The following is a 14,379-nucleotide window of genomic DNA, read 5'->3' on the forward strand; positions in this document are numbered from 1 at the left end:
TAAAATCTATTATTATGTTAATAGTCATGTGTAAATTTGTAATATGGGTCGTTAGCTCAGTTACAAGAAATGAGAGCATCACCGCTATTTACAAGTAACGGCGAGGTTCACTGGTTAAAGTCCAGTACTATTTATTTTAATAGTAGCGTTTTAATTTATATGTGGGTGATTAGCTCAGTTGGGAGAGCATCGCCCTTACAAGGCGAGGGTCACTGGTTCAAGTCCAGTATCACCCACCACATATAAAATCTATTATTATGTTAATAGTCATGTGTAAATTTGTAATATGGGTCGTTAGCTCAGTTACAAGAAATGAGAGCATCACCGCTATTTACAAGTAACGGCGAAGTTCACTGGTTAAAGTCCAGTACTGTTTATTTTAATAGTAGCGTTTTAATTTATATGTGGGTGATTAGCTCAGTTGGGAGAGCATCGCCCTTACAAGGCGAGGGTCACTGGTTCAAGTCCAGTATCACCCACCACATATAAAATCTATTATTATGTTAATAGTCATGTGTAAATTTGTAATATGGGTCGTTAGCTCAGTTGGGAGAGCATCGCCCTTACAAGGCGAGGGTCACTGGTTCAAGTCCAGTACGACCCACCATTCTTTGAATGGTGCATATTACAAGATGTCTAAATGGGTGATTAGCTCAGTTAGAAAAAGAGAGCATCACCGCTATTTACAAGTAACGGCGAAGTTCACTGGTTAAAGTCCAGTACTATTTATTATAATAGTTTTGATTAATTTATATGTGGGTGATTAGCTCAGTTGGGAGAGCATCGCCCTTACAAGGCGAGGGTCACTGGTTCAAGTCCAGTATCACCCACCACATATAAAAATTTATTATATAAATAGTTACATGTGTAAATTTGTAATATGGGTCGTTAGCTCAGTTGGGAGAGCATCGCCCTTACAAGGCGAGGGTCACTGGTTCAAGTCCAGTACGACCCACCATTCTTTGAATGGTGCATATTACAAAAATCTAAATCCTCCAGTACCACCTTCCATTTTAATATTCATTATCCTCCACTCTTTTAGTTCAAGTTCAGTATTAATTACCATTTAGAAATTCGTTACCAAGTAATTCTTCGGTTTCAAAAAATCAGTATTCCAATCACATACCAAAAATTTATCTTTCGAGTTTTATTATCTTCAAAATCATTTTGTTTAAACTTACTTTATTACGCGTGCTATTCATTTACTTTAAATGGGTTTTTAGCTCTTTTAAGATAAAAATATAAACCTTTAGAATTAATTTGCTTAATAAGCTCTCATCTTCGAGGCGAATCTTTAAATTACCTTGTAAGCGTCTAAACTGTTGATTATAGTCTGTGTTAAATTCAATTACGCTTAAGCCAATGTCTAAAAATATTTTCAATGAAGCAAAAATACTGATTGTAGAAGAGCAGCCACTTGCTCAAAGCTACATGAAACAGTCGCTCGAAAAAATTGGCTTTGGACATATGCGTTTTGCAGATCATGCCTTAGCGGCAAAAGAACAATGCTTACATGAAGAATTTGACTTGGTAATTTGCTCTTTTAATCTAAGCAAACGCCAAGATGGCTACCAGCTTTATGAAGAATTACGCGCTAAAGCATTAATAAAACACTCTACTGGGTTTATTTTTACATCTGCGGAAACTAGCGGAGAGTTAGTTCACAGTGTATTAGAACTTCAACCCGATGACTTTTTAGTAAAACCCTTCTCTGTACAAGAGTTAAGAGTGCGCATAGAGCGTATTCTCAAACGTAAAAGCGACTTAAAAGCTATATACACTTTAATTGATGACGATAACCAGTCTAAAGCATTGAAACAAATTAATGCCCAACTCGATAAAAGTAATAAATACAGCCCTATTCTACTTAGATTAAAAGGCAATATTTTACTGGCGCTAAAACAAAACCAAGAAGCGAAAGATTTTTTTAAGTCAGTTTTGAATATGCAAAAGTTTGCATGGGCAAAAGTAGGATTGGTAGAAGCCTTAATTGCTAACAATGAGCATATTTTGGCTCAGCGCATGCTTAAAACAATGCTTGAACGTAATGAGACTCGACTTATAGCCTTAGACTTATTGGGGCGTTTAGAAATAAAACTAAACCAATTTGATTTAGCCCAAGACTTTTTAAGCCAAGCGACACATATTGCTCCACGTAATATAGACCGTCAAAAATCACTGAACAGCGTATCGCTCATTAATAGAGATTATGAAACCAGCTACTTAACTCAAAAAGATATTGCCACTTATGCTAAGTACTCTATGCATGATAGCCCAGACATTTATTTAAATGCTGCTCGTGCTGGGATTGATTTTGCATTGACCACAGATCAAACTGACCAAATAAACAGGATCTCTCGTCAAACAAATAAATATATTAATGAGCTAAAAACACAATTCCCAACCAGTAATGCGCAAACTCAAATCGATGTGCTCAATGCACGCCTTTATTATTTAAAAGATGAACATAAAAAAGCGAAACAGCTCATTGAGCAACTTGATGACAGCGATACTCAAATACGTTCAGTAGATGGTGCCCTAGACAAGGCAAAAGCACTGCATGAATTAGGTTTTCACCAAAAGGCGCAAGCGCTATTTAGCCAAATAATTGATCATTGCGAACGTCACCCAAGTAGAAGCGATGCTACTTACTTGCGTTATATACAGCAACAGCAAAGTGAAAGACGTGATATTAAAATGGGGCCGAAAGAGCTCAATAATCATGCTGTTAAGCAGTTTGAGCGCGGCCAATTAAATGTTGCCTTAGAGGCATTCAGCCAAGCATTTAGAGTCATGCCACACAATCCAAGTATTGCGCTTAATTTATTGCAATGTTTAGTGGATAAGTCAAAAAAACATGGTGACTCTTTCAATAGTCTGTTGGCCCAAAAGTGCTTTAAACTATTAAAAAAATCCCCCTTAGCAGAAGAGCAATCAGAGCGGTTCGATAAACTACTTCAGATTGCTAAAGAAATGAAACTAGAGATTAGTTAGAGCCTGTTTGGCATTAATGCTACGTTATCGCCTATTTATGGGGAGTAACCACACCACATAGGCGCTGCCTTGCCTAAATCCCAAACAGACCGCTGCAAATTTAACCTTGAAAGGTCAACAGACCCTAGAGCTTTTTCATTGCCAGTGCGTTTACACAGTAGCGTAAACCAGTAGGAAGTGGCCCATCAGGGAAAATATGCCCTAAATGCGCATCACACACATTACAAACAACTTCAACTCGCTCCATGCCATGACTATTATCCATGACATAACCAATCGCTTCCTCAGTTGCCGGTTGGGTAAATGAAGGCCAGCCGGTGCCACTATCAAACTTTTCATCTGCATCAAATAGTAAGTTGTCACAACAAACACACACATACTTACCTGGCTCTAGCAAGGTACAACTACTCGAACTATTTGGTCGTTCAGTTCCCTTTTTACGGGTCACATAATATTGCTCTTCGTTTAACAGTTCGCGCCATTGCTGATCTGTTTTAACCACTTTTCGAACCGGTGTTGGATTGCCATGGTTGGCAAAATTAACAATATCGTTCCACTTCAACATAAGAACCTCATTACGTTATTAATTTAACTAGCAATCATTTACTTGTAGTCTGGTACGCCTGTGGCTAATACCACGATCAACGCTATCTAAAGACTATAGTGTGCTTTTCTGTTGCTGTAAGTATACGGTTTACATAGGCATGCAATTGGGCTTGACTGCCAGGAATGCTCACGCTTAATTGTCTATCATTATTACTGTGCACTATTAGTTCATCGTTTCTTATTTCTATCGACTCAATATTACTGATGACTAACCAATGCGGGCCATTTTTTTTATCAAACAGCCCTGTTAAACTAAAAACAAATAAGTGCTGCGCATCGCGTTGAATAAAATTACGCAGCGGATTGCGCATTTTAAACAACGGCGTTAATCGGTAACAACACGAACAAAACACCACAACCCACATTACTAACCCAGCTTTAAACCAAAGGTGTTCCCCTAAAGAAAAAAAATAGCCACTCGCTATAATAATGAGCCCTATTAAAGCAATTACTTGTGCTATTTTTTTATTGATACTGTGCATAAGCCCTCTTACTTTTTATCAGTTGCTTTTTCTGTCGGCTCGGGCCAATCACTAAAGAAAACACTTAAGTAACGACTTTTTGCCAAATACCACAACACCCATAATACAATCACCATTTGCACAGCTAAAAACAATGAGAAGCGATAGTGGCTATGAGCTGCCTGAATACTTAACCACGACAAATCAATTAATGCACACGCAATCAGCGGCCAACGCATATACCGCCAAATACGCGCCAAGCGTTGTGTTGCTTGATGCGAGTCTCTTGGCCTTCGTAAACAAAATAAAATAGTGGGTACAATGGCTACAGCACCGATCGCTATAGCAATAAAAAAATCATCTTTTGACTTAAAAAACAATGACATTAAATCAAGCTCAGGTCGACGACTCAACGCGGCTATTACCCAAATAAAATAGGCGCGCAATAGTACTAAAATACTCAAGTGAAACGCTAATGGCGTACGATAGCTACCATATTTATCCCAGTATTCAGGCCCATATCGACTCACAACTGATTTTTCCTATCGGCAATAGTGCCCAAAATAAAAAATGCCACTAATAAGGTAAGCGCTAACCACTTAGTGCCAAAAAACAGTAAAGCTTTAGTTAGCAGTGGGCTTAACCACACCACTAACAAGCCAAAGCCAAACGCAGTTATCAACACAAAACACGCCACCCTAATAATAAAGTGGCGCCTAGCTACGACGCCTTTGGTTAACTTTAAAATGTCATCCGCATACAGCGACACTAAGCACACCATTAAAAGCAGTGATAAATGCGGCAAATAGCCCTGTAACCATTGGCCTAGGTCAATTAACAAGGTATTAAGTATATTTGTAAAACTAGCCATTATGAGTCTCTAACAAAGTAATTAAATCATCCTCTGTCAGTATTTCTATACCAAGCTCTTGCGCTTTGGTGAGCTTAGAGCCGGCTTTTTCGCCCGCCACTAAGGCATCTGTTTTTGCTGAAACACTGCCAGAAACCTTGGCGCCTAATTGTTGTAGGCGCGCTTTTGCATCATTACGATTAAGCGTATTAAGCGTCCCAGTTAGCACATAAGTTAAACCCGCTAGCGGCTGTTCTTGCTCTGATGGCGCTGTTAACTGTGGCCAGTTTACTCCTTGCGCTATTAATTCGTTTACCACTGTCAGGTTATGCTCTTCAGCAAAAAAGCCGCGAACATGCTTCGCCACTATTTCACCTACATCGCTTACTTCTATTAGTTGTTCAATGCTGGCATCAATCACGTTTTCAAGCGTTAAAAAGTGATTAGCCAAATTCTGAGCTGTGGCCTCACCGACTTCACGAATACCCAGTGAATATAAAAACTTTGCTAAGGTAGTGGTTTTAGCATCATCAAGCGCCGCAACTAAGTTTTTTGCTGATTTTGGTCCCATTCGTTCAAGTGACTCAAAGTGTCCCTGCTTTAAAATAAATAAATCAGCAGGCGTTTTGATCAGCTCTCGGTCAACTAATTGATCAACAATTTTGTCGCCTAAGCCGTCAATATCTAAAGCCTTACGTGAGGCAAAATGTTTAATCGCTTGTTTGCGCTGTGCTTGACATACCAAGCCGCCTGTACAACGTGCAACAGCTTCTCCTTCAACCCGCTCAACGTGCGAGTCACAAATTGGGCACATAGTTGGAAACACAATCGCTTTTGCATCGCTTGGGCGTTGTTCAAGCACTACTTGGGTAATTTGTGGGATCACATCCCCAGCGCGACGAATAATCACAGTGTCGCCCACTTTAACGCCTAAACGGGCAATTTCATCAGCATTATGCAGCGTTGCATTCGATACCGTAACACCACCAACAAATACCGGCTCTAGTCGCGCAACAGGGGTAATAGCCCCAGTACGCCCTACTTGAAACTCTACATCTAGCAAGTGTGTTATTTCTTCTTGCGCCGGAAACTTATAAGCAATAGCCCAGCGCGGTGCACGCGCAACAAAGCCTAGGCGCTCTTGTAGGGCTTTTTTATTTACTTTTATTACCACGCCATCTATTTCATATTTTAGCTCGCTACGGCGCGTTAAAATGTCATTATAATAGGCAAGCGCGGCCTTTGGGCCTTCAACTAGTTTTGTTTCTGGACACAGTGGTAATCCCCAGTCGGTAAGCTTGGCAAGTTGCTGGTAATGATCTTCAGGTAATGTGCCATCGGCGACCAATCCGGTGCTGTAGGCATAAAACATCAGTGGCCGTTTTGCGGTAATTTTTGAGTCTAGCTGGCGTAAACTGCCCGCTGCCGCATTACGTGGGTTTACAAAAACTTTGTCACCGCGCTTTTCTGCTTCGGCATTTAATTTTTCAAAGCCCGCGCTATCCATAAACACTTCACCGCGCACTTCAAGCTCACGCGGGTAATCATCACCGCGTAACTTTAATGGCACATTGCGAATTGTTTTTACATTTTGGGTAATATTTTCGCCAGTAAAACCATCGCCACGAGTCGCTGCTTGCACTAATACCCCATCGCGATAAATAATCGATACCGCTAAGCCATCCAGTTTAGGCTCACAGCAAAATGTAAGCTCTTCAGTGCTCATTAAACGCTCTTTAATACGACGATTAAAACCATTGAATTCGTCTTCACCAAAAGCGTTATCAAGCGACAACATAGGCACTTGGTGTGCTACTTGCTCAAACTTGGCAAGCGCCGCCCCACCTACTTTTTGAGTAGGTGAATCTGCAGTTAAAAACTCAGGGTGCTGGGTTTCTAATTCGCTCAAAGTACGTAATAAGCGATCATATTCGGCATCGGGTATGCTGGGTGTATCAAGCACATAATAACTATAATTGTGTTGCTCAAGCGTGGTACGAAGATGATTAATTTGCTCACTAATGCTGCTTGCCATGTAGACCTCAAAAACATAAAAAAAGCCACTTTGACGAGTGAACGCCCAGTGGCTTACAAAATTTAACTTATGCGTATATTACGCAGAAAATGCGCGAACCTGCTCAACATATTGACGAATACGCTCTACCGTCATTTCGTTTCGCTCAGCATCCAAGATTTCAGCTCCAAATTCATCTGCTAGCTTCTTAGCGGCGCTGTGCAGCATATTAAACGCAGCAAGGCCATCGCCATCACATGGTAGAGTCATAAATAAGCTCACGCCTGCGGTACTAAACTGTTCCATATTATCAATATCGAACGTGCCAGGGTTATACATATTTACCAGTCTAAATAACACCGGCCCTTGGCCTGCAGGGTCTAGATGGCGATTAAAAAAGCCTTCTTCTGAATATTTAAAACCTAGCGTGTTAACTGCTGGCAGTAATTTACTGCCTTGCATGGTCAGTCCTTCTGGCATTTGAATATGCACAATCACAAAGTCTGAAACATCTTTAGGGGCGTCTTGTTGCGTATCAACAGCCTCTTCGGTTACGACTTCAAGGTCATCTTCAATAGCTGTATCAGCTGGGCTAACATCTATTTGTGGCTCATCAGCGCTGAAGTTTAACTCACTCATTTGTGGCTCTTCTCGTTGCGCTAACGTTGGCTCTTGTGGCTCAGTATGCACAGATGAAGGCTGCTGTTCTTGAACAGGTTCAACTCGCTCGCTTGCAGGGAGTTCAGCATTCTCTTTTTTTCTTACTGACCATAAACCGTGTATTAATAAGCCACCAATGACAAACACACTGATCACAATTAAAACCCATCTTAATTCTTCGGCCATCCCCTCACCTTTTATTATTAATATGCCTAACTGCCATCATTTTACCCAAAACAACTAGCAAATGACTATAAAATTATGCATGTGCAAGTTGCACCGCTTGTTCAATATCTACAGCAACCATGCGCGACACGCCGGGCTCTGCCATGGTTACACCCGTTAATCTACCCGCCATTTCCATTGCAATTTTATTATGGCTTATATAAATAAACTGCACAGATTGTGACATTTCTTCAACCAATCGGCAAAAACGAACCACGTTGGCATCATCCAATGGGGCATCTACCTCGTCCAGCATACAGAATGGAGCTGGATTGAGCCTGAATATAGAAAACACCAATGATAATGCGCTCAGCGCTTTTTCTCCACCACTTAACAAATGAATTGTCGAATTTTTTTTACCCGGAGGTCTTGCCATTATACTAACACCACTTTCGAGTAAATCGTCACTGGTTAATTCTAAGTAAGCACTGCCGCCGCCAAATACTTTTGGAAAAAGCTGACCAAAATCGTGATTCACTTGATCAAAGGTAGACTTAAAGCGCGTTTTAGTTTCACGATCTATTTTATGAATAGCGCCTTCTAAAGCTGTCAATGCCTGGGTTAAATCATCCAGCTGATTATTTAAATAATCACTTCTTTGCTTAGCTTGTTCAAATTCATCAATGGCTGCAAGGTTAACGGCTCCTAATTGCTCTAGCTGATTACTGACTCCAGCAAGTTGATTTTGCGCTGCGTTTAATGACAACTCTGCAGGAAGCTCTGCTAAAACCTGTTTTAAATTTTGATTAAGCTCGCTAAGTGGCTCAAGTACTGCTTGCGCTTTTATTAATAGGCTTTGCTCTTCAATGCTCAGCTTCTGGTGTTGCTCTTGTAATGCCACCAGCTCAGTTTGTGACGTTTTTAAACTCGCTTGTTTGGTTTGTAATTCTTGTTTTGCTTGAGCTAACTGCTGTTGAATATCCACAAGGGTTTGTTCGCCTTGTTGGTGCTGTACTAATAATTGTTCAATACTTAGTGCAAGCTCTTGCTCAGGAATAAGTAACGCCTCAATTTGCTCTATTAGCTCTTGCGTTCCTTCTACAGCCATTGTTAATGCTTGTTCGGCATGGTTCAGCTTGGTTTGACTGAGCTGCCACTCACTACGCACTTTTTGCTCATTAAGGTTTGCCTGGTGTGCTTGCGTTTTATACTGTTCAGCATTATTTAAAGCTTGTTTGTAACGTTCATCACTATTTATTCGTGTGCTATCGGCTTGGTTAAGCTCTTCAGCTAAGGCCTCTAATTGCTCTGCAAGCTGTTCATTTTTATCAAGCTCTTCGCCCAACAATTCGCTTAACTGCTGCTGTTGTTCTAGCAGTGGCTGACGTTGTTGTTGTAATTTCGTCACCTGTTGCTGATGTTGATCAGCTTGCGCTTTGAGCATATCACCACGCGTTGTTGCTACAGCAAGTTGTTGTGCTAATTGATGAATAGTGTCTTTGCGCTCGTTTTGCTGCTCGGTTATTAATGCAGCTTGCGCTTGATGTTCTTCAAGTGTGGAGTGTGCGTCCGTCAATGCCTGTTGTTGTTGCTCAAGTAAGGTTTCTTGCTGCTTGAGCTTTTTGTGCATTAATAATAAGGAATTTTCTGCATTTTTTTCGCCACTGAGATGCCAATTTCGACCATGTAACGCCCCTTGCTTGTCCATCACTGCAATATAACTGGCATCGTTAAGATGGTGTGTTTGACCCTCGGCATCATAAGCAATATGGTTTAATAACTCGGGGTAGATACCAGCGCTAATAAAGGCAGCAATACTATTGCTTGCCACAGACTGTGAGGGTATTTGCCACGTGCTATTTTCTGCTTTACCTGGTGAAACATGAATATGCTCAAGTGATGACAGCGCCTGCTCTACTAAAAACTCATAATCAGGCTGAACAGTTAACTGCTTGAATAAAGTTAAAGTTTTATCGCTGTTTTTTTCAAGTCCAAGGGTAGTTTTTAGCCCTGCTATACCGGCTTTTAGTTCATTAACTTGCTGAGATAAATGCTGCCATTGCTGCTGAGCTTCATCAAGCTGTTGCTGCTGTATTGCCTGAGCACTTTGACCTCTACTATGAGCAGTTTGCGCGTTAGCCAGCTGCTCTGTTAGCGTTTGCCTGTGCTGCTGTTGCTGAATTAATTGCTGCTCTATCTCACTGCGTTTTAACTCATCTATTTGCTCATCAAGCTGCGTTAGTTGTTGCTTAACATAACTGATTTTCTGCTCTGTATGTTTTACTGCATTTGCATGCGCTAGCTGCTGATTATTTAATTTTTGATAGTCTTCTGTTAGTGATTGCCACTGTGACGTGTCGGCATTTTTAATCTCCAGCAGCCGATTAACCTCATCGGTAAGTTCTATAACCTGCTCGCTACACATTAAGTTATGCTCTACAGCCTGTTGCAAGTTGTCATCTAACTCTTGGCAAAGACTTTGTTGCTGCGTTTTGACTTCTTCACTTTGGTTTTTTTGTTGCTCTAACTTGGCTAAATTTTGTTTCAGTGAAAGCGTTTGTTGCTTAATGCTAATCTGCTGCTGTTCACTGCGAGTCAATTCAGTATGCGTATGATGCTGCTGTTGCTGTGCATCATCGAGTTTATCTTGTTGAGCTTGCACTTGAGCATCAAGGCTTGCCAGAACATCATCATGGCCTGAATGCGCCGTTTTAAAGAAGCTGATTTGGTCATCCAGCTTTTTTATTTGCGCACTTTTATCGAGCTGTTGCTGATGCAGTTTTTGCCATTTTAATACCGCTATTTGCCCCTTTAAGGTGCGCTCTTGGGATTTAAGTTCGCGATATTTTTTAGCCTCAACCGATTGTACCGCCAGTTTATCAAGCTGGTTTTGTAACTCTTGACGAACATCAAGCAGTCGCTCTAAGTTTTCTCTGGTGCTTTTTATGCGTGTTTGCGTTTCGCGGCGGCGCTCTTTGTATTTAGAGACCCCTGCGGCTTCTTCTAAGAAAACACGTAGCTCTTGCGGTTTGCTCTCAATTAAACGTGAGATCATCCCTTGTTCAATAATAGCGTAGCTTCGCGGCCCAAGGCCCGTGCCTAAAAATATGTCGGTAATATCACGTTTTCGGCATTTACTGCCATTTAGAAAGTACAATGACTGACCATCGCGAGTCACCAAACGCTTAATAGCCACTTGGTTACGATCAGCAAAAGTATTGGGTAACTTACCCTGGGTATTATCAAAGATTAATTCAACGGAGGCTTGCGAAATGGGCTTGCGGTTAGTAGAGCCATTAAAAATGACATCGGTCATGGCATCGCCACGTAAATTTTTAGCTGAGCTTTCACCAAGCACCCATCGCACCGCATCAATGACGTTTGATTTGCCACAGCCATTAGGGCCGACAACACACGTCATTTGGTCAGGAAATGGAATTTTAGTGGGCTCTACAAACGATTTAAAGCCCGCTAATTTAATAGTGCTTAAGCGCATTTTATTGTTATTACCGATTTATTATTGTTTTTTACTATAAATAACTTAACGCATAAATAGCTAAAAAGTTAAGCTTGGCGTTTAAAATTATCTAAAATAATACCCGTGGCCATTGCTACATTAAGCGACTCTGCACCGCCAAAAGCCGGAATGGTTATTTTGTTGCTCACTAATTTTGCACACTGCTCGCGTATTCCATGTGATTCACTGCCCATAAGCAATACACCTTGGCCACTAAATTTAGTGCTATGCACACTTTGGCCATCTAAAAATGCACCATAAATAGGCATGTTTAATGTAGATAAGTATTCAGGCAATTCAACTTGGCTTACCGATACGCGAACGAACGACCCCATTGTGGCGCTAATTGTTTTTGGGTTATACGGATCGGCACTGTCAGTGCTAGCAACAATATGTTTTATACCGTACCAATCAGCCACGCGAATGATGGTACCTAAATTCCCAGGATCAGACACTCCATCCAAGGCTAATATTAAACTGTTTTCATCTGGTAATACGGTGCTTGGCATATCAATAATTGCAATAGCCGCATTATTACTTACCAAAGTACTGGCCTTTGTTAGCTGCTCTTCATCCGCTGTAATAAAATGCGTTTGAGGATATGAGCTTTGGTTATTATCAATAAAGCTTTGCGTTGCAAATACATCGTTTACTTTTAATGGGCTATTTAATAACTCCAGTACATTTTTTTCGCCTTGTACTAAGTATTGGTTAAATTGCTTGCGATACTTTTTTTGGCCAAGCTGGCGAATAAGTTTAAGTTGGTTTTTTGAAATCATGACAGCCCCATTAAATTATCTGCACAGTATACCAGAGGTGACTTAAAGTGCAGCCCCATAAACAGTAAAAGCAATAAAAATAGCCTACTTACAATCAGCTAGCTAATTATAAAGATTGTTTTTTTTATCTAAAAAAGGTAAATTTACAAAAAACAAAATGGATATATTTTTAAAATGGAACCAGTACACCCAACTTCATCTGAGTCAAATCAAACACCCCCTGCTATTTTTAGCGGTAAAGTACAATTTAGCGGCAAAGCCGGCGAATTTTTTGGTATATGGATTGTTAATATACTGCTGAGTATTATTACTCTCGGAATTTATTCGGCATGGGCAAAAGTTCGCACCTATCGTTATTTTTACGGTCATACGCGTATCGACGGCCATAGCTTTGACTATCTAGCGACCCCAATACAAATTTTAAAAGGACGCATTTTAGCGGTCATCGCATTTTTAATTTACACCTTACTTAGCAGCCTCGCACCAGCGATAGGCCTTTTATTTGCTATTGGCTTTTTATTTTTATTGCCGTGGATCATCAACCAAGGTCTGCGTTTTAATATGCGTATGACTCGCCATCGTAATGTACGCTTTGCCTTTTCAGGTAATTACGGCGATGCATTTATTAACTTTGTTTTATTACCTATTGCAAGTGTATTCACATTACACCTATTACTGCCGTATGTATTAAAGCGAATTGATCAATATATGCATGAAAACATCAGCTATGGAAATAAACCACTTACAGTAAATCTTCAAGGCGAACGCTATTACATCGCAGCACTTATTACCCTAGGAGTTGCAATAGGTGGCTTAGTTATTTTTGGCTTCTTTGCTGGTGCAAGTGCCTTAACTATCGGTAACTTAAACACACAAAACTTTAGCCTTTCGACAATTGTAGTGCCGCTATTAATTGCTACGTTGTATGTTGCGTTTTTAACACTAGTAGGCGCTGTTTATCATTCGCTTATTCGAAATCATATTTTTAATAACAGTGAATTTACAGAAGTCGCTACCTTTGATTCGAACTTAAAAGCCATTGACTATGCCATCTTACTATTTACCAATGTACTGGCAATTATATTTACCTTAGGACTTGCCTACCCTTGGGCTAAAGTACGCAGAGCAAAGCTGTTAGCATCGGTTACTGAAGTCACTATTTATAGCGGCGCACTTTCGTTGATTGATGTTGCACAAAATGAGCAGTCATCATTTGCTGAAGAAGCGGCCAATGTGTTTGATATTGATATTTCACTCACCTAATGAGTAATTATCCTATTTTTGGCTGTTATTATTACCCTAATAGCAGCCAACATATTAAAAGCTATGCACACCTTTCCCATGAGCAAATAACACTTGTTGACTCTGAGAATACGACGTTACTTGCATCAACAATAGACAATTGCCAACTTGATAGCCCGTTACCTGGCATGGCGTCAGAGTTAAATTTTGCTGATGGTGGGCGATTTATTCCTCAAGATGTAGAATTTAGGTGGCCATTCGCGCTTAAAGAGCATGGACTCAGTGAACGCTTAGAAAAAAATAAGATTCTTATTGTTGCATCCGTGCTGCTAATTCCCCTATTACTTTGGTTAATTTTATACCGCTTAATACCATCAGTAGCCGTTTATAGCGTTAACTTAGCACCTGCCTCGACAATTGAAACGATGGGAGAGCAAACGCTCAGTGTAATAGAAAAAGTCGCATTGGAACCTTCTCAACTTTCCACTAATAAGCAATCAGAAATACAGCAACAATGGCGTTTAATGCTTAACTCGCTCAATTTAGACAGTGCAAAGTTTAGGCTATCTTTTTATCAGTCTGATTATTTTTCAGCTAATGCGTTTGCTCTTCCAAATGGTCGGGTTGTAGTAACTGACGAACTTGTTGAGCTATTAAAAAATGATCCTGATGCCCTGCGTGCTATTTTACTTCATGAAATTGGTCATGTTCAGCACCATCACAGCATTCGACTTGCGGCACAAGCTGCAGCGAGCACCGTTGTATTTGCAGTTATTTTTGGTGACTTAGAAGGTATATTAGAAGTCGTGCTTGGCTCTGGTTCATCTTTTTTACAACAAGCGTTTTCGCGAGATATGGAACAAGAAGCCGATATATATGCGATTAAAAACCTTTTAAAATTAGGCTATTCTAACCACGACTTTGCTGATGCAATTGAAGCACTGGAAAAGAATTTAAAGGCACGAGAAGGGAGCTATGATGATGCTTGGTTAAAGTATTTATCAACGCACCCAAGTTCCCAAGAGCGAATAGAATATGCGAGGCAATATAAACCAGAATGACCCCTGAACTAAATTTGCTCTTATTGGTTA

General features: G+C 40.4%; 11 protein-coding genes and 5 tRNA genes. 8 read left to right on the plus strand and 8 right to left on the minus strand.

The genetic code is table 11. The features are described 5' to 3' along the window. Nucleotides 1-163 precede the first annotated feature (163 nt). From ACNSN2_RS09140 to ACNSN2_RS09165, 6 genes are all read left to right on the plus strand, one after another. Nucleotides 164-239, plus strand: a tRNA-Val gene (locus tag ACNSN2_RS09140). A gap of 167 nt (nucleotides 240-406) precedes the next feature. Next, nucleotides 407-482 (plus strand) — tRNA-Val (locus ACNSN2_RS09145). A gap of 49 nt (nucleotides 483-531) precedes the next feature. Then, nucleotides 532-607, plus strand: a tRNA-Val gene (locus ACNSN2_RS09150). Between the two features lie 150 nt (nucleotides 608-757). Further along, nucleotides 758-833 (plus strand) — tRNA-Val (locus ACNSN2_RS09155). A gap of 49 nt (nucleotides 834-882) precedes the next feature. Next, a tRNA-Val gene (locus ACNSN2_RS09160) sits at nucleotides 883-958 on the plus strand. Nucleotides 959-1,362: 404 nt separating this feature from the next. Continuing rightward, nucleotides 1,363-2,994, plus strand: coding sequence for a response regulator (locus ACNSN2_RS09165; RefSeq protein ID WP_021033161.1), 1,632 nt, complete (start codon nucleotides 1,363-1,365; stop codon nucleotides 2,992-2,994). A gap of 124 nt (nucleotides 2,995-3,118) precedes the next feature. Here the strand turns inward: ACNSN2_RS09165 and msrB are convergent, their stop codons facing one another. The 8 genes from msrB to ACNSN2_RS09205 form a co-directional block, all read right to left on the minus strand. Further along, entirely contained in the window at nucleotides 3,119-3,559 is a 441-nt protein-coding gene (gene msrB / locus ACNSN2_RS09170; RefSeq protein WP_008115220.1) for a peptide-methionine (R)-S-oxide reductase MsrB, read from the minus strand. An 82-nt stretch (nucleotides 3,560-3,641) separates the two neighbouring features. After that, complete coding sequence (locus ACNSN2_RS09175; RefSeq protein WP_055013310.1) at nucleotides 3,642-4,082, minus strand: hypothetical protein; 441 nt, start codon at nucleotides 4,080-4,082, stop codon at nucleotides 3,642-3,644. Nucleotides 4,083-4,090: 8 nt separating this feature from the next. Then, nucleotides 4,091-4,591 (minus strand): DUF2919 domain-containing protein, encoded by a 501-nt coding sequence (locus tag ACNSN2_RS09180; protein ID WP_055013311.1) that lies wholly within the window; start codon nucleotides 4,589-4,591, stop codon nucleotides 4,091-4,093. Beyond that, nucleotides 4,588-4,932 carry a DUF3392 family protein gene (locus ACNSN2_RS09185; protein ID WP_008115215.1) on the minus strand — a complete coding sequence of 115 codons (345 nt, stop codon included), beginning with the start codon at nucleotides 4,930-4,932 and terminating at the stop codon, nucleotides 4,588-4,590. The genes ACNSN2_RS09180 and ACNSN2_RS09185 overlap by 4 nt, the downstream gene beginning before the upstream one ends. Continuing rightward, nucleotides 4,925-6,946: an NAD-dependent DNA ligase LigA gene (gene ligA, locus ACNSN2_RS09190; protein WP_418607110.1), complete on the minus strand. Its 2,022-nt coding sequence runs from the start codon at nucleotides 6,944-6,946 to the stop codon at nucleotides 4,925-4,927. Before ligA ends, ACNSN2_RS09185 begins: the two co-directional genes overlap by 8 nt. Before the next feature lie 78 nt (nucleotides 6,947-7,024). Next, nucleotides 7,025-7,771, minus strand: a complete 747-nt coding sequence (gene zipA, locus ACNSN2_RS09195) for a cell division protein ZipA (protein ID WP_054202488.1) — start codon at nucleotides 7,769-7,771, stop codon at nucleotides 7,025-7,027. Between the two features lie 73 nt (nucleotides 7,772-7,844). Beyond that, entirely contained in the window at nucleotides 7,845-11,246 is a 3,402-nt protein-coding gene (locus ACNSN2_RS09200; protein WP_418607112.1) for a chromosome segregation SMC family protein, read from the minus strand. Between the two features lie 68 nt (nucleotides 11,247-11,314). Continuing rightward, nucleotides 11,315-12,046, minus strand: coding sequence for an RNA methyltransferase (locus ACNSN2_RS09205; RefSeq protein WP_010388385.1), 732 nt, complete (start codon nucleotides 12,044-12,046; stop codon nucleotides 11,315-11,317). 174 nt (nucleotides 12,047-12,220) lie between these two features. On the opposite strand from ACNSN2_RS09205, the gene ACNSN2_RS09210 reads away from it, so the two are divergent. Together ACNSN2_RS09210 and ACNSN2_RS09215 are read left to right on the plus strand one after the other, a co-directional pair. Beyond that, nucleotides 12,221-13,309, plus strand: coding sequence for a YjgN family protein (locus tag ACNSN2_RS09210; protein WP_010388384.1), 1,089 nt, complete (start codon nucleotides 12,221-12,223; stop codon nucleotides 13,307-13,309). Next, entirely contained in the window at nucleotides 13,309-14,349 is a 1,041-nt protein-coding gene (locus ACNSN2_RS09215) for a M48 family metallopeptidase (RefSeq protein ID WP_418607115.1), read from the plus strand. The genes ACNSN2_RS09210 and ACNSN2_RS09215 overlap by 1 nt, the downstream gene beginning before the upstream one ends. Nucleotides 14,350-14,379: the final 30 nt, after the last annotated feature.

It is taken from the genome of Pseudoalteromonas sp. US3C1013, assembly GCF_048401115.1.
In the GTDB taxonomy this organism is placed as follows: Bacteria; Pseudomonadota; Gammaproteobacteria; order Enterobacterales; family Alteromonadaceae; genus Pseudoalteromonas; species Pseudoalteromonas undina.